The 19617-nt window shown below is 62.0% G+C and carries 16 protein-coding genes; 7 read left to right on the top strand and 9 right to left on the bottom strand.

From position 1 onward, the window contains the following. Positions 1-50: 50 nt before the first annotated feature. From ubiE to V8Z78_RS04365, 4 genes are all read right to left on the bottom strand, one after another. A complete protein-coding gene (gene ubiE / locus V8Z78_RS04350) occupies positions 51-782 on the bottom strand; it encodes a bifunctional demethylmenaquinone methyltransferase/2-methoxy-6-polyprenyl-1,4-benzoquinol methylase UbiE (protein ID WP_003065997.1) in 732 nt (243 codons plus the stop codon). A 243-nt stretch (positions 783-1025) separates the two neighbouring features. Beyond that, positions 1026-1445 (bottom strand): gamma-butyrobetaine hydroxylase family protein, encoded by a 420-nt coding sequence (locus tag V8Z78_RS04355; protein ID WP_003065996.1) that lies wholly within the window; start codon positions 1443-1445, stop codon positions 1026-1028. A 74-nt stretch (positions 1446-1519) separates the two neighbouring features. Then, the gene (locus tag V8Z78_RS04360) at positions 1520-1957 is read right to left on the bottom strand and encodes an HIT family protein (RefSeq protein ID WP_034389225.1); all 438 of its coding nucleotides are present in this window, start codon (positions 1955-1957) and stop codon (positions 1520-1522) included. A 111-nt stretch (positions 1958-2068) separates the two neighbouring features. Continuing rightward, a complete protein-coding gene (locus V8Z78_RS04365; RefSeq protein ID WP_034357568.1) occupies positions 2069-5986 on the bottom strand; it encodes a DUF3683 domain-containing protein in 3918 nt (1305 codons plus the stop codon). Positions 5987-6489: 503 nt separating this feature from the next. Here V8Z78_RS04365 and ugpB point away from each other — a divergent pair. The 5 genes from ugpB (at position 6490) to ugpQ (ending at position 11691) form a co-directional block, all read left to right on the top strand. Beyond that, positions 6490-7803: a sn-glycerol-3-phosphate ABC transporter substrate-binding protein UgpB gene (gene ugpB, locus V8Z78_RS04370; protein WP_003065990.1), complete on the top strand. Its 1314-nt coding sequence runs from the start codon at positions 6490-6492 to the stop codon at positions 7801-7803. A 123-nt stretch (positions 7804-7926) separates the two neighbouring features. Next, positions 7927-8808, top strand: a complete 882-nt coding sequence (gene ugpA, locus V8Z78_RS04375; RefSeq protein WP_003065988.1) for a sn-glycerol-3-phosphate ABC transporter permease UgpA — start codon at positions 7927-7929, stop codon at positions 8806-8808. A 2-nt stretch (positions 8809-8810) separates the two neighbouring features. Continuing rightward, positions 8811-9659 carry a sn-glycerol-3-phosphate ABC transporter permease UgpE gene (gene ugpE / locus V8Z78_RS04380; RefSeq protein ID WP_003065986.1) on the top strand — a complete coding sequence of 283 codons (849 nt, stop codon included), beginning with the start codon at positions 8811-8813 and terminating at the stop codon, positions 9657-9659. Between the two features lie 65 nt (positions 9660-9724). After that, positions 9725-10732, top strand: a complete 1008-nt coding sequence (locus V8Z78_RS04385) for a sn-glycerol-3-phosphate import ATP-binding protein UgpC (RefSeq protein ID WP_279087373.1) — start codon at positions 9725-9727, stop codon at positions 10730-10732. A 182-nt stretch (positions 10733-10914) separates the two neighbouring features. Then, on the top strand, positions 10915-11691 hold the full coding sequence (gene ugpQ, locus V8Z78_RS04390) for a glycerophosphodiester phosphodiesterase (RefSeq protein ID WP_034362157.1): 777 nt from the start codon (positions 10915-10917) through the stop codon (positions 11689-11691). 201 nt (positions 11692-11892) lie between these two features. On the opposite strand, the gene V8Z78_RS04395 is transcribed toward ugpQ, so the two are convergent. The 4 genes from V8Z78_RS04395 to V8Z78_RS04410 form a co-directional block, all read right to left on the bottom strand. Next, a complete protein-coding gene (locus V8Z78_RS04395) occupies positions 11893-12876 on the bottom strand; it encodes a Bug family tripartite tricarboxylate transporter substrate binding protein (RefSeq protein WP_349730993.1) in 984 nt (327 codons plus the stop codon). A 183-nt stretch (positions 12877-13059) separates the two neighbouring features. Further along, positions 13060-14688: a tetratricopeptide repeat protein gene (locus V8Z78_RS04400; protein WP_057091566.1), complete on the bottom strand. Its 1629-nt coding sequence runs from the start codon at positions 14686-14688 to the stop codon at positions 13060-13062. Positions 14689-14879: 191 nt separating this feature from the next. Continuing rightward, positions 14880-15773, bottom strand: coding sequence for an N-formylglutamate amidohydrolase (locus V8Z78_RS04405; protein ID WP_179625553.1), 894 nt, complete (start codon positions 15771-15773; stop codon positions 14880-14882). An 11-nt stretch (positions 15774-15784) separates the two neighbouring features. After that, positions 15785-16774, bottom strand: a complete 990-nt coding sequence (locus V8Z78_RS04410; RefSeq protein WP_003058506.1) for a tripartite tricarboxylate transporter substrate binding protein BugE — start codon at positions 16772-16774, stop codon at positions 15785-15787. 158 nt (positions 16775-16932) lie between these two features. Between V8Z78_RS04410 and V8Z78_RS04415 the strand changes: the two genes are divergently transcribed. Beyond that, positions 16933-17838, top strand: coding sequence for a LysR substrate-binding domain-containing protein (locus V8Z78_RS04415; RefSeq protein WP_314352983.1), 906 nt, complete (start codon positions 16933-16935; stop codon positions 17836-17838). A gap of 89 nt (positions 17839-17927) precedes the next feature. Here the strand turns inward: V8Z78_RS04415 and V8Z78_RS04420 are convergent, their stop codons facing one another. Further along, the gene (locus V8Z78_RS04420) at positions 17928-18203 is read right to left on the bottom strand and encodes a hypothetical protein (RefSeq protein ID WP_003065972.1); all 276 of its coding nucleotides are present in this window, start codon (positions 18201-18203) and stop codon (positions 17928-17930) included. Between the two features lie 72 nt (positions 18204-18275). Between V8Z78_RS04420 and hemA the strand changes: the two genes are divergently transcribed. Further along, entirely contained in the window at positions 18276-19580 is a 1305-nt protein-coding gene (gene hemA / locus V8Z78_RS04425) for a glutamyl-tRNA reductase (protein ID WP_012837115.1), read from the top strand. Positions 19581-19617: the final 37 nt, after the last annotated feature.

Genomic DNA, 19617 nt, shown 5'->3' on the forward strand with positions numbered 1-19617 from the left:
TCATCTCCCTTCTTATAGAAAGTCGCTACAAATCTGCGCACAGGGCGCATTTAACATTTGATTCCCACATGCAAGGCACAGACGCCTCCTGTCATGTTGTGATAGTCCACATGGCCAAAGCCGCATTGCTGCATCAGGGCCTTGAGCTCCTTCTGGCCTGGGTGCATGCGGATGGACTCCGCCAGATAGCGATAGCTTTCGGCATCGCCGGCAATCATCTTGCCCATGGTCGGCAAAATCTTGAACGAGTACCAGTCATAGACTTTCTCCAGCGGTTTGGCCACCTTGGAAAACTCCAGCACCAGCAGCTTGCCGCCGGGGCGCAGCACGCGGTTCATTTCCTTGAGCGCTGCATCCTTGTGCGTCATATTGCGCAGACCGAAGGCCACGCTGACCAGATCGAAATAGTTGTCGGGGAAGGGCAGCTTTTCAGCATCGCAGACCAGCGTGGGCAGGATCACGCCCTTGTCGGTCAGGCGGTCACGCCCCACGCGCAGCATGGCTTCGTTGATGTCGGTGTGCACCACCTGACCGCTAGCTCCCACCTTCTTGGAAAAAGCCAGGGACAGATCTCCTGTGCCGCCTGCGATGTCCAGCGCCTTGTCGCCTTCCTTGAGGTTGGCCACCATCAGCGTGTAAGCCTTCCAGGCACGGTGCAGACCGCCCGACATCACGTCGTTCATGACGTCGTACTTGGAAGCCACGGAGTCGAACACACCGCGTACGCGCGATGCCTTCTCGCTTTCATCAACAGTCTGGAATCCGAAGTGTGTGGAGCTCATAACAAAGAATGCTAAGCAGGCAGTGCTTGCGCGTACAGCGACAACCCCGTATGGCTACAGGCTTTGAAGCACTATGGTTTTTTGAAAGAATTCGCCTTGAGCGCTTATTTCACATGCGCTGCCAGCTATTGGAAATATAGCACCAGCCTCAATAACCCTGTACCGTACGCATGGGCTATGTGGCGTGTACGGGACGTTGCTGCCGGCTTTTGAGCCGACATGCAAGCCCCTGGGAGTCAAAGCTCAATGCACGCTGCAGCCATGACCGCCGGCGCCCTTCTCGGGCATGGGCGTGTCGCGCTCCATCCCGGCCTCTTCAAGGCGCTGCAGATATTGCTGCCACAGAGCATCCTGCTGGCTGCCCAGCTGGTAGAGGTATTCCCAGGTGTACAGACCGCTTTCGTGCCCATCGCTGAAGAAGGGCTTGATGGCGTAGTTGCCGACCGGCTCTATGGTGTTGATGCCCACATCGCGCTTGCCGGTCTGCAGCACTTCCTGGCCCGGGCCATGGCCTTGCACCTCGGCCGAGGGCGAGTACACGCGCAGCAGCTCGAACGGGATGCGGAAAGTCTTGCCGTCCGAATAAGAAACCTCCAGCACGCGCGATGCGCCATGCACGGTCAATGACTGGGGGGTGGGAGTATTGGCTTGCAGTCCTGCCATGGTTCTCTCCTAATCAATGCATAAAAGGGCAGCCTCAAGCTGCCCTTTGAATCTCCCGACGGAGATGAAAAACATCACGCGGCCCAGAGGGCCAACGCCTTTTGCAGCACTTCATCCACCTGCGGCAGCTGGCGGGCGATCTCAGCTTCGCGCTCTTCATTGCGCTCGCGCTGGGCCGCTGCCCAGACCGAAGCGGGAAAGTGGCTGTCCCAGTCATAGCGCGCAATCACATGCCAGTGCAGATGCGCCACCATATTACCGAGAGCCGCCAGGTTGATCTTGGTTGGAGCCAGTTGCTCGCGCAGCACGCGCTCCACCAGGGCCACGGCATCCATGCAGACAATGCGATCCGCCGCGCTCAGATCCGAGAACTCGGCAGCATGCTCATTCCAGACCACGCGATAGAAGGCCGGAAAGCCAGCTTCCGCTGCGCGGATCACGCGCAGCTTCTCACCGCTCCAGATCAATGCGCCGCCATCGGTTGCACACAGAGGACAATTTTCAACCAGCATCTGAAATCTCCATTGCAATGCTTCTCGATGTGACCCCAGCATAGGCCGGAGACACCGAGGCAGGACCGCCCCGGCCTCCCTTGGGAAAGGCGCGGAGCGACTCAGGGGGCATCACACCAGCACACGCTCGATACCGCCCTGGTTGGCGCGATTGACATACTCGGCCATCCAGTTCTCGCCCAGAATGTCACGCGCCATCTCGACCACGATGTAGTCGGCTTCGAGCAGACCGTTGTTCAGATCGTTGCCATAGCGGCTCAGGCCTTGCAGGCAGCTGGGGCAGCTGGTCAGGATCTTGACGTTGTCCTGGGCGCCGAGCTGACCGTTGTCGCGCAGCGCGGCCTCGCCCTTGCGGATCTCCTCGGTCTTGCGGAAACGGATCTGCGTGGATATATCGGGACGCGTCACCCCCAGCGTGCCGGATTCGCCGCAGCAGCGCTCGCTCTTGAGCACGTTGTCGCCCATCAAGGCCTTGACGGTCTTCATCGGGTCCTGCTGCTTCATGGGCGTATGGCAGGGGTCGTGGTACAGGTAAGCACCCTTGTTCTGCAGCGTGATGCCCTTTTCGAGCAGATATTCGTGGATGTCGATGATGCGGCAGCCGGGGAAGATCTTGTCGAACTGGTAGCCCTGCAACTGGTCATAGCAGGTACCGCAGCTCACCACCACGGTCTTGATGTCCAGATAGTTGAGCGTGGTCGCCACACGGTGGAAGAGCACACGGTTGTCCGTGATCATCTTCTCGGCCTTGTCGAACTGGCCCGAACCGCGCTGGGGATAGCCGCAGCACAGATAACCGGGCGGCAGCACGGTCTGCACGCCGGCATGCCAGAGCATGGCCTGCGTGGCCAGACCCACCTGACTGAACAGGCGCTCCGAGCCGCAGCCGGGGAAGTAGAACACTGCCTCGGTGTCCGACTTGGTGGCCTGCGGGTCGCGGATGATAGGCACGTAATCCTTGTCTTCGATATCCAGCAAGGCGCGCGCCGTCTTGGTCGGCAGACCACCGGGCAGCTTCTTGTTGATGAAGTGAATCACCTGCTCCTTGATGGGAGCCGTGCCCACAGATGCGGGCGGATGTGCGGTCTGCTTCTTGGCGACAGCCCCCAGCACGTCGGCCGCCAGGCGCTGGGCCTTGAAGCCCACACCCACCATGGCCGTGCGCATGAACTTGATGGTGTCGGGGTTGGTGGCATTGAGCATGGCCATGGCCAGCTTGTTGCCGGGACGGAAGCTCTTCTTGTCCATCTTGCGCAGCAGATTGCGCATATTCATGGTCACGTCGCCGAAGTCGATCTTGACCGGGCAGGGGTTGAAGCACTTGTGGCAGACCGTGCAGTGGTCGGCCACGTCTTCGAATTCCTGCCAGTGCTTGATGGAGACGCCACGGCGTGTCTGCTCTTCGTAGAGGAAGGCCTCCACCAGCAGCGAGGTAGCCAGGATCTTGTTGCGCGGCGAGTACAGCAGATTGGCGCGCGGCACATGGGTGGCGCACACGGGCTTGCACTTGCCGCAGCGCAGACAGTCCTTGACGGAGTTGGCGATGGCGCCGATGTCCGACTGCTGCATGATGATGGATTCATAACCCATCAGGCCGAAACTGGGCGTGTAGGCATTGGTCAGATCGGCAAACATCAGCGACTCGCGCGGCGAGCGACCGTCGTGACTCTGGTGCGCCAGGGCATCCCACTCTTCGTTGCGGATCAGCTTGCCCTTGTTGAAGCGGCCTTCGGGGTCCACACGCTTCTTGTAATCGGCAAACGGAGCCAGCTCGGCATCCGAGAGGAATTCCAGCTTGGTGATGCCGATGCCGTGCTCGCCCGAGATCACGCCGTCCAGACTGCGCGCCAGCTCCATGATGCGGGCCACGGCTTCGTGCGCGGTCTGCAGCATTTCATAGTCATCGGAGTTGACGGGGATGTTGGTGTGCACATTGCCGTCGCCGGCGTGCATGTGCAAGGCCACCCAGACACGGCCCTTGAGCACAGTCTGGTGAATCTCGTTGACGGACTCGCGCAGCGGCTGGAAGGCAGCGCCCGCGAAAATCTTGGACAGCGGCTCCTTGAGCTGGGTCTTCCAGCTCGCACGCAGGCGGTGATCCTGCAGCTCGGGGAACAGGGTGGCCACGCCGTCCAGCCAGCCCTGCCAGAGCTCGCGCACCTCGGCCACCAGCGCCAAAGCCTGCTGCACGCGGTCTTCCAGCAGTTCGGCACTGGGGATGTCGCCGGCATCGTCGCTCTTGCCCAGGGGCAGATCGGAGTGCTTGAAAAAGCCGCTCAGCTCGTCGCAGAGCTTGAGCTTGTTGCGCAGCGACAGCTCGATATTGATGCGCTCGATGCCATCGGTGTACTCGGCCATGCGCGGCAGCGGAATCACCACGTCTTCGTTGATCTTGAAGGCGTTGGTGTGGCGCGAGATCGCTGCCGTGCGCTTGCGGTCCAGCCAGAATTTCTTGCGCGCCTCGGCGCTGACGGCGGTAAAGCCCTCGCCGTTGCGCGAATTGGCGATGCGCACCACCTCGGCAGCCACGCGGGCCACTTCGTCGGCATCGTCACCGGCGATATCGCCCAGCAGCACCATCTTGGGCAGACGGCCGTTGCCCTTCTTGCTCTTGGTCGCGTAGCCCACGGCCTTGAGGTAGCGGTCGTCCAGGTGTTCAAGGCCGGCCAGCAGCACGCCCGAGCGCTTTTGCTCGGCGAACATATAGTCCTTGATCTCGACGATGGAGGGCACGGCATCCTTGGCATTGCCGAAGAATTCCATGCAAACGGTGCGCGTATGCGCCGGCATGCGGTGCACCACCCAGCGCGCGCTGGTGATCAGGCCGTCCGTGCCTTCCTTCTGGATGCCGGGCAGGCCCGAGAGGAATTTGTCGGTCACGTCCTTGCCCAGGCCTTCCTTGCGGAAGGTGTGGCCGGGGATGTCCAGGCGCTCGGTGCGCACATGGGTCTTGCCGTCCGCCTCGAAGTACTTCAGCTCGAAACAGGCCATCTCGGCATCATGGATCTTGCCGAGGTTGTGATCCAGGCGTGTGACCTCCAGCCACTGCGCATCGGGTGTGACCATGCGCCAGGACACCAGATTGTCCAGGGCAGTACCCCAGAGCACGGCCTTTTTGCCACCCGCGTTCATGGCGATATTGCCGCCTATGCAGGAGGCCTCGATGGAGGTCGGGTCCACGGCGAACACAAAGCCGCCGCGCTCGGCCGCATCGGCCACACGCTGGGTCACCACACCGGCTTCGGAGTAGATGGTGGGCACTTCGTGATCCACGCCGGGAATCATGCGCATCTCGACTTCGGTCAGCGCTTCCAGCTTCTCGGTGTTGATGACCACCGAGCGCCAGGTCAAAGGAATGGCGCCGCCCGTGTATCCGGTACCGCCTCCTCGCGGAATGATGGTCAGACCGAGTTCGATGCAGCCCTTGACCAGACCGGCCATCTCGGCTTCGGTATCGGGCGTCAGCACGACAAACGGGTATTCGACGCGCCAGTCGGTCGCATCGGTCACATGGGCCACGCGCGACAGACCGTCGAACTTGATGTTGTCCTTGGCGGTATAGCGACGCAGCGTCTTCTGCGCGCGGCGGCGCAGCTGCTCGGCCTCGACAAAAGTGGCGTTGAATTCATGCACGGCGCGGTGGGCCGCTTCCACCAGCTGACCCACCAGCTGATCGCGCAGCGCATCCTCGTTGGGCTCGCGGCGCTTGTCGATCTCGGCCAGGCGATGCTCCAGCGCCTCGACCAGCGACTTGCGGCGGTCGGGGTTGTGGATCAGGTCGTCCTGAAGATAGGGATTGCGCTGCACAACCCAGATATCCCCCAGCACTTCGTAGAGCATGCGGGCGGATCGGCCGGTACGGCGTTCCTGACGCAGCTGATTGAGCACATCCCACATGGATGAGCCCAACAGACGAATCACAATCTCACGGTCAGAGAACGATGTGTAGTTATAGGGAATCTCGCGCAGTCGTGCGGGTTCGGCAGCCTGGGCCTGGAGGGCGGCAGCCAACGCAATCGGTACATTCATGGGGGTAGACCGTGTCGGGCGCCCTCTGTGTGGCGCCCCTAAGCCAGTGGGATGACGATTTTAAGCGACGGAGGCTCAGCCATGCTTTGCTATGGGTTCTGAGTGGCCAGCCCTGCTATCGCCAAAGCAGCAAGCCCCACCGACATTTCCCCGGCGATTCGCTGAATGACAGTGCACAAAGGCGCTGCGAACCCGTTCACCGCTGCACGCAGCCAAAGGGTAGATGAATCTTTCATAGGCTATTTAGACAAAAATCATACATTTCCGAATCAAAAACAACTCAATACGAAAGACTACCAACAACAAACGAAATGCCGTTGACCTAGAATGGCGCAGCTTCGCGCACCATCAAATGTCACCGGATCGTCATACAAAGGCTTGTGACTGCGGGTTCTGCCCATGGTGCGGCGCGTTGCCCATGCAAACAATGACATCCATATGTCATACGGATGACTTAGTGTGCATCACCGCATATTTCGTCAACGATCGTTAGAGGAGCCTTCATGCAATTCAAGCAACTGGCCATGGCCGCCGCCGTCGCCGCTACTACTTTCTCGGCACAAGCCGTCACCGAAATCCAATGGTGGCACTCGATGACTGCCGTGAATAACGAGTGGGTCAATGACCTGGCCAAGCAGTTCAACGAAAGCCAGAAGGATTACAAGGTCGTGCCCACGTTCAAGGGCGTGTACGACGAATCCATGACGGCCGCGATTGCAGCCTTCCGCTCGGGCAACGCCCCTCACATCCTGCAGGTGTTTGAAGTGGGTACCGCCACCATGATGGCTTCCAAGGGCGCGACCGTGCCCGTGGGCAAGGTGATGCATGACGCCGGCGTCGCTTTCGATCCCAAGGCCTATATCCCCGCCGTGGCCGGTTACTACACGGCCCCCAACGGCCAGATGCTGAGCTTCCCCTTCAACAGCTCGACAACCATCTTCTACTACAACAAGGACGCCTTCAAGAAGGCCGGCCTGAACCCCGACGTCGCCCCCAAGACCTGGCCCGAAGTCTTTGCTGCCGCCAAGAAGCTCAAGGAAAGCGGCCACAGCTGCCCCATGACCCTGGCATGGCAAGGCTGGACCCAGCTGGAGTCCTTCTCCACCTGGCACAACGTGGAATTCGCCACCGAGCACAACGGTCTGAGCGCCAACGGCTACAAGGCGCGCATGAAGATCAACTCGCCTCTGCACGTCAAGCACATCGACAACCTGGCCGCAGCAGCCAAGGCCGGCGAGTTTGTCTACAAGGGTCGTGCCTCCACTTCCCAGGCTTCGTTCACCGCCGGTGAGTGCGCCATGATCCAGACTTCGTCCGGCTTCTACGGCGACGTGGCCAAGAACGCCAAGTTCAACTACGCCCTGGCTCCCCTGCCCTACTACCCCGATGTCAAGGGCGCTCCCCAGAACACCGTGATCGGCGGCGCTTCGCTGTGGGTCATGGCAGGCAAGAAGGCCGAAGAGTACAAGGGCGTGGCCAAGTTCTTCGAGTTCCTGTCGCAGACCAAGGTGCAGGCCGCTTCGCACCAGCGCACCGGCTACCTGCCCGTGACCATGGCGGCCTATGACCTGACCGAAAAGTCCGGTTTCTACGCCAAGCACCCCGGCACCGACACCGCCGTGACGCAGATGATCCGCAAGGTGACCGACAACTCGCGCGGCATCCGTCTGGGCAACTACGTGCAGATCCGTACCATCGAGGACGAAGAACTCGAACAGGTGTGGGCTGGCAAGAAGACCGGCAAGCAGGCGCTGGACTCCATCGTGAGCCGCGGCAACGAACTGCTGGCTCGCTTCGAGCGCTCCTACAAACAGTAAACCCTCCAGGCACCCGCAAGGGTGCCGCCAAGGCCTGCGGGGCCTTCAAACAAGGCTCTGCACCCCCAAATACCCCGTTGACTGCACCCAGGCTCCGGCGGTTTTTTTTATTTGTAACTCCTCATGGAAAAACGCGTTCTTTTCCGATCCAAGTGGCTTCCCTGGGTGCTGATCGCCCCCCAGCTACTGATCATCGGCATCTTCTTCTTCTGGCCCGCCGGTCAGGCTGTGCTCCAGTCATTCCAGATGGAAGACGCGTTCGGCATGAGTACCGAATGGGTTGGCCTGGACAACTTCCGCCAGTTGTTCGCCGACCCCACCTATCTGAATTCCTTCAAGCGCACAGCACTGTTCTCCGTGCTGGTGGCCGGCGTCGGCATTGCCGTTTCGCTGGCTCTGGCCATCTTTGCGGATCGCATCATCCGCTTTGCCATGGTCTACAAGACCTTGCTGATCATCCCCTACGCAGTGGCTCCCGTGATCGCAGGCGTGCTGTGGGTCTTCATGTTCTCGCCCTCCATCGGTGTGGTGACCCATTACATGGGCAAGCTGGGCTATGAATGGAACCATCTGATGAACGAAAACCAGGCCATGGCCCTGATCGTCATCACCTCGGTGTGGAAACAGATTTCCTACAACTTCCTGTTCTTCCTCGCCGGGCTGCAGTCCATTCCCAAGGCACTGATCGAAGCCGCGTCCATCGACGGTGCCGGCCCATGGCGCCGCTTCTGGAACATCCAGCTGCCGCTGCTCTCGCCCACCACCTTCTTCCTGCTGGTGATCAACGTCGTCTACGCCTTCTTCGACACCTTCGGCATCATTGATGCAGCCACGCAGGGCGGCCCCGGCCAGTCGACATCGATTCTGGTCTACAAGGTCTACCAGGACGGCTTCAAGGCGCTGGACCTGGGCGGCTCCGCAGCCCAGTCCGTGATCCTGATGCTGATTGTTGTCGTGCTGACTGTGATCCAGTTCCGCTATGTTGAAAAGAAAGTGCAGTACTGATCATGGTCGATCGTAATCCCTGGCTTGCCTTCATCTCCCACGCCGTGCTGCTGCTGGGCGTGGCCATCGTGGCCTTTCCGCTGTATCTGGCGCTGGTCGCATCCACCCATACTGCGGACGCCATCGTGCAGTCCCCCATGCCGCTGCTGCCCGGCTCGCATATGTGGGAAAACTACCGCGAAGCCCTGCTCGGTTCGGGCAAGCTCGGCTCCAACACCAATGTCGTGCAGATGATGTGGGTGAGCTTTGTCGTGGCCATGGTCATCACCGTGGGCAAGATCGCCATCTCGCTGCTGTCGGCCTTTGCCATCGTCTACTTCCGCTTCCCGTTCAAGATGGTCTGCTTCTGGGCGATTTTCCTGACGCTGATGCTGCCCGTGGAAGTGCGTATCCTGCCCACCTACAAGGTCGTGGCCGAGCTGGGCATGCTCAACAGCTACGCTGGCCTGACCCTTCCCCTGATTGCCTCGGCAACCGCCACCTTCCTGTTCCGTCAGTTCTTCCTGACCGTGCCGGACGAGCTGGTGGAGGCCGCGCGCATCGACGGCGCCGGCGCCATGCGCTTTTTCAAGGACATCCTGGTGCCCTTGTCCAAGACCTCGATTGCCGCGCTGTTCGTGATCCAGTTCATCTACGGCTGGAACCAGTACCTGTGGCCGCTGCTGATGACCACCTCGGAAGACATGTACCCCGTGGTGATCGGCATCAAGCGCATGCTGGCCGGCGGTGAAGCCGCCGTGGACTGGAACATTGTGATGGCGACCGCCATTCTGGCCATGCTGCCCCCGACAGCCGTGGTGATGCTGATGCAAAAGTGGTTTGTCAAAGGCCTGGTGGATACCGAGAAATAAAGCTCGCCCCCACTGCCTCCACCACCTTCTTTTGACCCATTGAACGAATACCTGGAATACCTCTCATGGCATCCATCTCCCTGAAGAACATCGTCAAGCGCTACGGCTCCGGCAAGTCCGCCGTACCCGTCATTCACGGCATCAACGTCGAAATCAACGACGGCGAATTCATCGTGCTGGTCGGCCCCTCGGGCTGCGGCAAGTCCACCCTGCTGCGCATGATTGCCGGCCTCGAAGAAATCACCGACGGCGACCTGCTGATCGGCAGCAACAAGGTCAACGACCTGGAGCCCGCCAAGCGCAATATCGCCATGGTGTTCCAGAACTACGCGCTCTACCCCCATATGAGCAACTACGAGAACATGGCCTACGGCCTGAAGCTCGCCAAGGTGCCCGAGGACGAGATCAAGCGCCGCGTGGACAAGGCTGCCAAGATTCTGGAGCTGAGCCATCTGCTGGACCGCAAGCCGCGCCAGCTCTCCGGCGGCCAGCGCCAGCGCGTGGCCATGGGCCGCGCCATCGTGCGCCAGCCCCAGGTCTTTCTGTTCGACGAACCCCTGTCCAATCTGGACGCCAAGCTGCGCGGCCAGACCCGCCTGGAAATCCAGAAGCTGCACGCCGAGCTGGGCATCACCAGCCTGTTCGTGACCCATGACCAGGTCGAGGCCATGACCCTGGCCCAGCGCATGGTGGTGATGAACGGCGGCAATGTGGAGCAGTTCGGCACGCCCGAAGAGGTCTATCACACGCCCGCCTCTACCTTTGTGGCAGGTTTCATCGGCTCTCCTCCCATGAACCTGCTCAAGCACTCGCCCAACGGCAAGCCCGGCATGATCCTGGGCATCCGTCCCGAGCATATCGACCTGGTGGAAGCCGGCGGCGTGGAGTTCAAGGTCCAGACCGTGGAACTGCTGGGCGCCGAACGCCTGCTCTACGGCAAGGTGGGCGACGAAGACGTCACCGTGCGCGTGGAAGAAGGCAAGCCCTATCCCAAGCCCGGTGAAACGGCCCGCATCTCGGCACGCGAAGACCGCCTGCACTGGTTCAACGCCGAAACCGGCAAACGCGCCTAAATCGAAACTCCCCCTGAGCGGCTTCGCCGCTTCCCCCTCTCTGGCGCGAGCGCCGGAGGGGGACGACACCCTCGGTGCGGGGCGGCCCTTCCTCGGTGTCTCCTGTTTGAATGCTGCCTGCTCCAGGCGCAGCGCCAAACTCGCAGAAAAGTGTTGAGCCGCAAACCTTTGTTGGATTGATCATGACTACTGCTTTGAAACCCTGGCCCTATCCCCGCTGGGTGGCCCACCGCGGCGCCGGCAAGCTGGCACCTGAGAACACCATGAGCGCCTTCCGTCTGGGCGCGCAACATGGCTACCGCTTTTTTGAATGCGATGCCAAGCTCAGCCAGGACGGCGTGCTGTTTCTGATGCATGACGCCACGCTGGAGCGCACCACCAACGGCCACGGCATTGGCGGCGCACTGAGCATGGGAGAGATCGCCCAGCTCGACGCTGGCAGCTGGCACTCGCGCGCCTATGCGGGCGAAGCCCTGCCCACGCTGGAGGCCCTGGCACGCTGGTGCCTGGCCAACCATCTGCACCTGAATGTGGAAATCAAGCCGACCCCGGGCCAGGAACTGGAAACCGGCCGCGCCTGCGGCGAGCTGATGCAGCGCATCTGGCCGCAAACCGAGGTACAGCCGCTGTTCACCTCGTTCAAGTCCGAATCGCTCAAGGGCGCCCGCGAGACCGCAGCCCATATTCCGCGCGGCCTGCTGGTGGACAAGCTGGCCGACGCCAGCGGCGACGCCGACCTGAAGCTGGCCCTGGAGCTGGACTGCAGCGCCATGGTGCTCAACCATGCGCTGTGGACACCCGAGCTGGTGGCCAAGGTGCATGGCGCAGGCCTCTACTGCAGCAGCTATACCGTCAACGACCAATGGGCCGCACAACGCCTGATCGACCTGGGCACGGACGGCATCATCACCGACCGCGTGGATATGTTCAGCCCCGCGCAGACAGGCGATCAGCTGTAAATCAGTAGCTGCTTACGCAGATCCACCTTGAATTTCAGCATCAATCAATGCTGGAGTCCTTTCAAATCAAGCGCAAACAGCTTCGATACCCATAGCAAAACAAAAGCCCGGCCACCCAAAGTGACCGGGCTTTTTTGCGTTCACCACCTCCAATACTGGCACTGACAAATCAGGGCAGCCGCGCAAGGGCCTCAGGGGGTGTCAATCCAGTTTCGTGCCCGAGGCCTTGACGGCTGCCGCCCAGCGCGGCGTCTCGCCGGCCAGGAACTTGCCGAAGGCTTCAGAGCCCAGGAAGGCCGGGTCGGCGCCCTGCTCCACCATGCGGCTCTTCACATCGGGCATGTTCATCACCTGCTGGAAGGCATTGCTGAGCTTGGCCGTCACGTCCTTGGGCAGGCCGGCAGGCGCGAGGAAGCCATAGAAGCCCACCACCTCGAAGCCCTTGAGGCCGGACTCGATGGCGGTCGGCACCTCGGGCAGCGCGGGGTTGCGCTCCTTGCTGGTCACGGCCAGAGCGCGCACCTTGCCCTGCTTGTGATAGGCCGCAGCCTGAGGAATGCTCTCGGCCATGAACTGCACCTGGCCGCCGATCAGATCGGTGAACGCAGGCGCACTGCCCTTGTAGGGAATGTGCACCAGGTCCACGCCTGCGGCGCTCTTGAACATCTCGGGCACCAGATGGCTGATGCCGCCGTTGCCGGCCGAGCCGAAGTTGATCTTGCCGGGGTTGGCCTTGGCATAGCTAGTGAACTCGGTCAGCGTCTTGGCCGGCACCTTGTTATTGACCAGCAGCGCCAGCGGCTGCATGGCGGTGCGGGCAATCGGTGTGAAATCCTTGAGCGTGTTGTAGGGCAGTTTGCTGTAGAGCGCAGGGTTGATGACCATCACGCCGGTATTGGCCAGCATCAGCGTGTAGCCGTCGGCGGGCGAGCGCATCACGTCCTGCGCCCCCACCGAGCCGCCCGCTCCGGGCTTGTAATCCACCACCAGCGGCTGACCGAGCACGCCTTGCAGCTTGTCGGTCAGCAGACGGGCATGCTGGTCCAGCGGGCCGCCGGCGGGAAAGCCCAGCACGATGCGAATCGGCTTGATCGGAAAGGCGTCCTGAGCCTGTGCGCTCGCGGACAAAAGCAGGCCTGCACCAGCCATCAGGCCGGCCAGTATGTTCATTGAAGTCTTCTTCATTGTTGTCTCCATGGTTTTAGAAATCACCGGCCGCACAAAGCGCTGTCCGGGCAGGCTGATCTGGCAGCCAGCCTGCGCTGGATCGCTGCATTCGAGCCATGATTTGAACCATGGCGAGAGCCGGCCGGCATAAAAAAGCGCTTCTCGAGGGAAGCGCTTGGGTGCCTGAGTGCAAAGCGGCAATCAGCGCTTGGGTTGCCAGGCCAGCGCCTTGTTCTGCTGCTCGGCTACCTGGGCAATGCTGAGCTTGTTGGCCGCTTCATCGCGGCGCTTGGCGGCATCGCCGCCCAGCTCCATGGCCGCCAAGTTGTACCAGAAGTAGGCCCTGGCATTGTCACGCGGCACGCCCTGACCCTGTGCATAGACCATGCCCAGGTTGTACTGGGCGGCGGCATCGCCCTGCTCGGCCGCACGCTGATACCACTGCACGGCCTTGCCGTAGTCGCGCGCAGCGCCCTGGCCTTCGGCGTACATCACACCCAGGCGGTTCTGCGCACCGGAATGGCCTTGCTCGGCTGCCGCCGCATACCACTTCATCGCCTGAGCGGGGCTGGCGGCACTGCCCTGGCCATCGGCATACAGACGCGCCAGGTTGAACTGGGCCGAGGCATCGCCCTTGTCGGCCGCGCGGCGGAACCACTGCATGGCCGTCGCATAGTTCTGCGCAACGCCACGGCCTTCGGCGTACAGCGTACCCACGTTGTTGATGGCAGCAGCATGACCTTGCTCGGCCGCCTTCTGATACCACTGCAGAGCCGTGCCGTAGTTCTGGGGCGTGCCCAGGCCTTCGGCATAGATGGTGCCCAGGTTGTACTGGGCATCGGCATGATTCTGGTCGGCCGCGCGCTGGAACCATTGCGCCGCATAGGCTGGGCTTTGCTCCACACCCAGACCGTAGAGATACAGACGACCCAGATGGTTCTGGCCGTCGGCATTCCATTGCTCGGCGCTCTTCTGGAACCAGGAAGCCGCCAGCTTGTAGTCGCGCGGGACACCCACGCCATCCATATACATGCGGCCCAGGCTGTTCTGGGCCCTGGCATCGCCCTGCTCGGCAGCGCGCTGCAGCCACTGAGCGGCCTGCACGGGGTCCAGCTTCACGCCCACGCCGTCGGACAGCATGGAGCCCAGCTGGTTCTGCGCTTCCGCATGGCCTTGATCGGCCGCTTTCTTGAACCAGTCGGCAGCCGTCATGTAGTTCACGGCCACGCCATTGCCCTTGAGGTAGCGCTGGCCCAGCTCGAACTGGGCCGTCACATGGCCTTGAGCGGCAGATTTTTCCAGCCACTGGGCTGCGGTGCTGAAGCTCTGGGGCACGCCCAGACCTTCCTGATAGAGGTGGGACAGGTTGTACTGGGCCACGGCATTGCTCTGCTGCGCCGCGCGGCCATACCACTGGGCAGCCTCGCGATAGTTCTGCGGCAGGCCCTGGCCGTTGGCATACAGCGCCCCCAGGCTGTTCTGGGCACCCGCATGTCCCTGGGCCGCGGCCTTGCGGAACCATTGCGCGGCCGTGGCGGCATTCTGGGGCACGCCCTGTCCATGCACATACATCTCGCCCAGCTGGTTCTGCGCCTTGGCATCGCCGCGCTCGGCAGCCTGCAGCGGACCGGCCGTGGAGGCTACGCGCGAGCCTGCAATCGGCAGCGGGCCGTATTGCAGACGACTGAATTCAAACTGGGGGCCCGATGTGGCGGCTCTGGAATCGCGCAAAAAATTCATGCGACCTTCCGCACCGGTTTGCGCGGATGCGCTCTGGGCAAAGGCCGCCAGACTCGACATGACCAGCGCTGCGATGGGAGTGAACTTCATTCCGGTACGATTCCTAGACGCTTGTTGTTACATCAGACATACGATGACACCAACCTGCGAGCGTAACTGATTCTGATAGCAGCTTCGATAAGGAATCCCTCAATCGCGGCATCCTCGCCACAGTTTTTTTTGACATTTGACCGTGACATGAAAAAGCCCGGCAACGCCGGGCCTGGAGCGATGGACGGGTTTCAGCCTCTGATCATCTGCTGGCGCACATAGTCCGCCAGCACCTGCATGAGCCCGGCAAAATGCCTGCGCAGCGGCTCGAAGCCGGCATTCGGTTCGCGCGTGTCCTCATCCATATAGACGGGGCGACGGATCTCGATCTGCATGGAGTGGCGATTGAGCTGCGGCTGGCCTATGCGCCCGATCAACTCCACGCCCTTGTAGGGCTCGTTGTAGGCCACGCTGTAGCCAAAGCCCTTGAGCGTATCGCCCACCAGATGGATGAACTCGGGCGCGCAGGTCGTGCCGTCGCGGTCGCCCAGCACGAAGTCGGCCAGCGGCGGCGCATCGCTGCGCCCCAGTCGCTGGTACACATCGTTGGGCATGGAGTGCAGGTTCAGGTGCCACACGGCTCCGAAGCGCGCCACGCTGTCGTCGATGGCCTGCGCCAGCGCCGCGTGATAGGGGCGCCAGTAGCGCTCGATACGGTGCTGGACCTCGGCCACGGTGCGCTTGCGCTCATACAGGGGCGTGGCCACGCCGGCCTTGCTGATGCGCTGCCAGATCAGGCCCAGCCCCTGCTGGGTCTTGATGCTGGGCGACAGCGGCACCGGCCATTCGCCCTCGATCTGCGCGGGGTCCAGGTCGGACTCGTTGCGGTTCGGATCGACATAGGTGCGCGGGAAAGTCGCTTCCAGCAATGTGGCGCCGAACTCGGGCCAGCGGTCCCAGAGCGCTGCCACATGCGTGTCCTCGCCACGGCGCAGCAGGCTCATGGGCACGACGGCACCGAAATCCTCGGGATAGGCCGTGCCGCTGTGCGGCGAGTCGCAGACTATGGGCAGAACCTCGCCCCGGGCCGGGTGCACCAGCACCGGCTCGGCCGGTCTGGCTTGCAGAAAATCAGGCACAGACATTGAAGCCTTCATCAGTCCAGCTTGATATTGGCGCGCTTGGCCACGGCCGTGTAGCGCTCGATCGCAGTCTTGATCTGCTTGGCAAACTGCTCGGGCGTGTTGCCCATGGACTCGCCGGAGATGGACTTCTGCTTTTCCAGATAGTCGGGCGAAGCCATGACCTTGTGTGCCGCAGCATTGAGCTTGTCGATGATGGGCTTGGGTGTGCCCGCAGGCGCCACCAGGCCGAACCAGCCGCCGTCACCCATCTGGGGGTAGCCCAGCTCGGTATAGGTGGGCACATCGGGCAGCACATCGCTGCGCTTGAGGGCCAGCACGGCCAGGGGACGCAGCTGGCCGGCCTTGATATGAGGCAGGGTCGAAGGCAGGTTGTCCGTCATGGCATTGACCTGTCCGCCCAGTGCATCGGTGATCGCCTGGCCCGCTCCCTTGTAAGGAATGTGCAGCAGCTGGATACCGGCCAGGTTCATGAAGTTCTCGATATTGGCATGTCCCAGCGAACCCGTGCCCGGTGAGGCAAAGGTGTACTTGTCGGGGTTGGCCTTGGCCAGCGCGATGAATTCCTTCATGGTCTTGGCAGGCACGCTGGCGTTCACTACAAACACGCTGGGCACGCTCATCACATTGGTGATGGGAGCAAAGTCCTTGATCGCGTCATAGGGCAGCTTGCGGAAGATGGCAGGGTTGGAGCCATGGGTGGACACCGTGGCCATGCCGATGGTGTACCCGTCGGGAGCGGCCTTGGCAATTTCCGAAGCGCCGATGGAGCCGCCGGCTCCGCCACGGTTGTCCACCACCACGGCCTTGCCCAGTATCTGGCCCATCTTGTCGGCCAGCAGGCGCGCCACCATGTCGGTGGAGCCACCGGCTCCAAAGGGCACGATCAGGCGGATAGGGCGATTGGGGTAGTCCGCTGCGGCATTGGCAGCGAACGCAGGGGACAGCGCGGCTGCCGCTGCGCAGGCGGCAATGGACGACAGAACGGTACGACGAATGGCCATGCGGCATCTCCTTGGATCTCTTGAAAGACTGGTTATGGGCCGGTTCAGAGCGTTTCACCGGACGCTCCGACCTTTGTTTCATTCTGTGCCCCAGGCCGCATGGCGAAAAGCGACAAGACGGCACGCAAGTATTACCAGCCGTCATAATCCAAACCGTCATGCGCATGCACTCTCCGTCCCTCTCCGAACTTCACGCCTTTGCCGCGGCCGCCCGCCTGGGCAGTTACTCGCTCGCTGCGCAGGAGCTGTATGTGACGCAGGGCGGCATCAGCCGGGCCATTGCCAGGCTTGAGGAACATCTGGGTTTTGCCCTGTTCGAGCGCCTGGGCAGACGCAACGCGCTCACCGCGGCAGGACAGGACTATCTGCAGGCGATAGAGCCTGCCGTGATGGCGATAGAGGCCGCGTCGGCCGCCGCCCGCAGGCGCCGCCACGGGCCGCAGCTGCGCCTGTCGGTCATTCCCACGCTGTTCAGCCACTGGCTGATTCCGCGCCTGCCCGACTTCAACCGCCGTTATCCGCAAATCATGCTTTCCTTCGCGCCCTACCGGCGCGACGATCCGCTCAATGCGCCGGAGATCGATGCTTGGATTCGCGTCGGCAGCCAGCACTGGCCGGCAGGCGTGGAGGCCGAGTATGTGATCGGCCGCGACCTCATTCCCATATGCCACCCGCGCGAACTGCAGGGACCGAACCCCATCCGCAGCGAGCAGGATCTGCTGAACCGCCCGCTGCTGTTTCACACCAACTACCCTGGCAACTGGGCCAGTTGGATGCAGGCCCGGGGCATGAGCCAGTCCTGCCCCGCCCCGGTTGCGGACTTCGAGACCGTGGCCCTGCTGGTGCAGGCCGTGGCAGCCGGCATGGGTGTGGCCATGGTACAGCGCTGCCTGGTGGAAGAGGATCTCGCATCGGGCCGTGTGGCTCTGGCGCTGGATGCGCCGGTGCATATCGAGCGCGGCTACTTTCTGTGCCAGCAAGGCAACCGACCTCCCACGGAGGCCTTGAAGCAGTTTCGCAGCTGGATACTGGAGCAGGCCGAGCCCAGGGCCGTCAGCGACTGAGGCCTGGCCAGACACTGGCGCGAATACAACAGGCTCTCTTGAGTCAGATCAAGATTTCACGCAAAACAGCTTTCCGGCCGGTACGCCAATCAGCGCCAGGCTCTGGAAAGCACCCACTGGCAGCAGGCACTTGTGCAGACCAGTGCGGCATAAGCGAGCATCTTGCCGTCGCGTGAAAACAGCCAGAGACTGAGCAGCAAAACCGCTACACCCAATATGAAATTAATAGCTACCTGCGCAATAAAGGATTGGGCTCCAGCCTTGTTTTGCTTTAAAAAGCGAGCACAGATTGCCAGGCCCAGAGCGAGAAAAAACGCAGGGGCGAGGAAGTTGAGTAAATGATTAACGCTCGCAACAAAATCCATGGCAACAATCGATTCCAAGGCTTTGAGCCCGGGGGGTGCCCAATTCGGTACTAAATTTTATAATCCCCTGTTATGGCAGTCTGGGCTTTAGGTATCAATCACCACACGGCTCCGCTCGATATGCGGGGCCGTTTTGCGTTCGCGCTCGATCAGATCGCGCCGACGCTGCAAGGCCTGCGCGCATCCCTGTCCCACGCTGGCCGGGCTCACAGCGCCGTGGAAACCGCCATCCTCTCCACCTGCAACCGCACCGAGATCTACTGCGCTGCCGACGCCCCCGCCATGGATCACACCATGCACTGGCTGGCCAACAGCGGCGGCGTGGCGCCTGAATTGCTGCGCCAGCACTCGTATCTGCTGCAGGATGGCTCGGTCGCCCGCCACGCCTTCCGCGTGGCCTCGGGACTGGACTCCATGGTGCTGGGCGAGGCGCAGATCCTCGGCCAGATGAAGAACGCCGTGCGCGCGGCCGAGACTGCGGGCGCCCTGGGCACCACGCTCAACCAGCTGTTCCAGCGCAGCTTTGCCGTGGCCAAGGAAGTGCGCAGCTCCACCGAGATCGGTGCGCACAGCATCTCCATGGCTGCCGCTGCCGTACGCCTGGCCGGCCAACTGTTCGAAGACCTCAGCAAGATTCGCGTGCTGTTCGTGGGCGCGGGCGAGATGATCGAGCTGGTCTCCACCCACTTCGCTGCCCGCAACCCCAGGCAGATCACCATCGCCAACCGCACCATGGAGCGCGGCGAAAAGCTCGCCGCCCAGTTCGGCGCCGGCACCATGCGTCTGGCCGACCTGCCCGAGCATCTGCACGAGTACGACGCCATCATCAGCTGCACGGCATCCACCCTGCCCATCATCGGCCTGGGTGCCGTGGAGTCCGCTCTCAAGAAGCGCAAGCGCCGCCCCATCTTCATGGTCGACCTGGCCGTGCCGCGCGATATCGAATCCGAGGTCAAAGACCTCAACGACGTCTACCTCTATACCGTGGACGATCTGGCAACCGTCGTGCGTACCGGTCAGGCCCAGCGCCAGGCCGCCGTGCAACAGGCCGAAGTCATCATAGACACCGGCGTGCAGAGCTTTATGCAGTGGATGGACCAGCGCAATCCCGTTGGTGGCGCGGTCTCGCTGATCCAGCAGGTCAATGCCCAGGCCGACGAATGGCGTGCGCTGGAAATTGCCCGCGCCAAAAAGCTGCTGGCCAAGGGCGAAGACATCGATACCGTGCTGGAAGCGCTCTCGCGCGGCCTCACACAGAAAATGCTGCACGGCACCATGGCCGAGCTGCACAAGGGCGATGCCGAAGAGCGCGCCCAGACGGCGGACACCGTCTCCCGCCTGTTCCTGCGCGCCAGCCGCAACCCCAGCAAGCTTTAGCGACGCTCGCCCGCTTGGTCGCTGCCGTCCTCGCGCA

The organism is Comamonas sp. wu1-DMT, assembly GCF_040187805.1.
Taxonomy (GTDB): Bacteria; Pseudomonadota; Gammaproteobacteria; order Burkholderiales; family Burkholderiaceae_C; genus Comamonas; species Comamonas thiooxydans.

What these genes read in the sequence shown, in the direction of transcription:
- ubiE (WP_003065997.1), bottom strand. Translation starts at nt 782, where the DNA reads ATGAGCTCCACACACTTCGGATTCCAGACTGTTGATGAAAGCGAGAAG.
- V8Z78_RS04355 (WP_003065996.1), bottom strand. Translation starts at nt 1,445, where the DNA reads ATGGCAGGACTGCAAGCCAATACTCCCACCCCCCAGTCATTGACCGTG.
- V8Z78_RS04360 (WP_034389225.1), bottom strand. Translation starts at nt 1,957, where the DNA reads ATGCTGGTTGAAAATTGTCCTCTGTGTGCAACCGATGGCGGCGCATTG.
- V8Z78_RS04365 (WP_034357568.1), bottom strand. Translation starts at nt 5,986, where the DNA reads ATGAATGTACCGATTGCGTTGGCTGCCGCCCTCCAGGCCCAGGCTGCC.
- ugpB (WP_003065990.1), top strand. Translation starts at nt 6,490, where the DNA reads ATGCAATTCAAGCAACTGGCCATGGCCGCCGCCGTCGCCGCTACTACT.
- ugpA (WP_003065988.1), top strand. Translation starts at nt 7,927, where the DNA reads ATGGAAAAACGCGTTCTTTTCCGATCCAAGTGGCTTCCCTGGGTGCTG.
- ugpE (WP_003065986.1), top strand. Translation starts at nt 8,811, where the DNA reads ATGGTCGATCGTAATCCCTGGCTTGCCTTCATCTCCCACGCCGTGCTG.
- V8Z78_RS04385 (WP_279087373.1), top strand. Translation starts at nt 9,725, where the DNA reads ATGGCATCCATCTCCCTGAAGAACATCGTCAAGCGCTACGGCTCCGGC.
- ugpQ (WP_034362157.1), top strand. Translation starts at nt 10,915, where the DNA reads ATGACTACTGCTTTGAAACCCTGGCCCTATCCCCGCTGGGTGGCCCAC.
- V8Z78_RS04395 (WP_349730993.1), bottom strand. Translation starts at nt 12,876, where the DNA reads ATGAAGAAGACTTCAATGAACATACTGGCCGGCCTGATGGCTGGTGCA.
- V8Z78_RS04400 (WP_057091566.1), bottom strand. Translation starts at nt 14,688, where the DNA reads ATGAAGTTCACTCCCATCGCAGCGCTGGTCATGTCGAGTCTGGCGGCC.
- V8Z78_RS04405 (WP_179625553.1), bottom strand. Translation starts at nt 15,773, where the DNA reads ATGTCTGTGCCTGATTTTCTGCAAGCCAGACCGGCCGAGCCGGTGCTG.
- V8Z78_RS04410 (WP_003058506.1), bottom strand. Translation starts at nt 16,774, where the DNA reads ATGGCCATTCGTCGTACCGTTCTGTCGTCCATTGCCGCCTGCGCAGCG.
- V8Z78_RS04415 (WP_314352983.1), top strand. Translation starts at nt 16,933, where the DNA reads ATGCGCATGCACTCTCCGTCCCTCTCCGAACTTCACGCCTTTGCCGCG.
- V8Z78_RS04420 (WP_003065972.1), bottom strand. Translation starts at nt 18,203, where the DNA reads ATGGATTTTGTTGCGAGCGTTAATCATTTACTCAACTTCCTCGCCCCT.
- hemA (WP_012837115.1), top strand. Translation starts at nt 18,276, where the DNA reads ATGGCAGTCTGGGCTTTAGGTATCAATCACCACACGGCTCCGCTCGAT.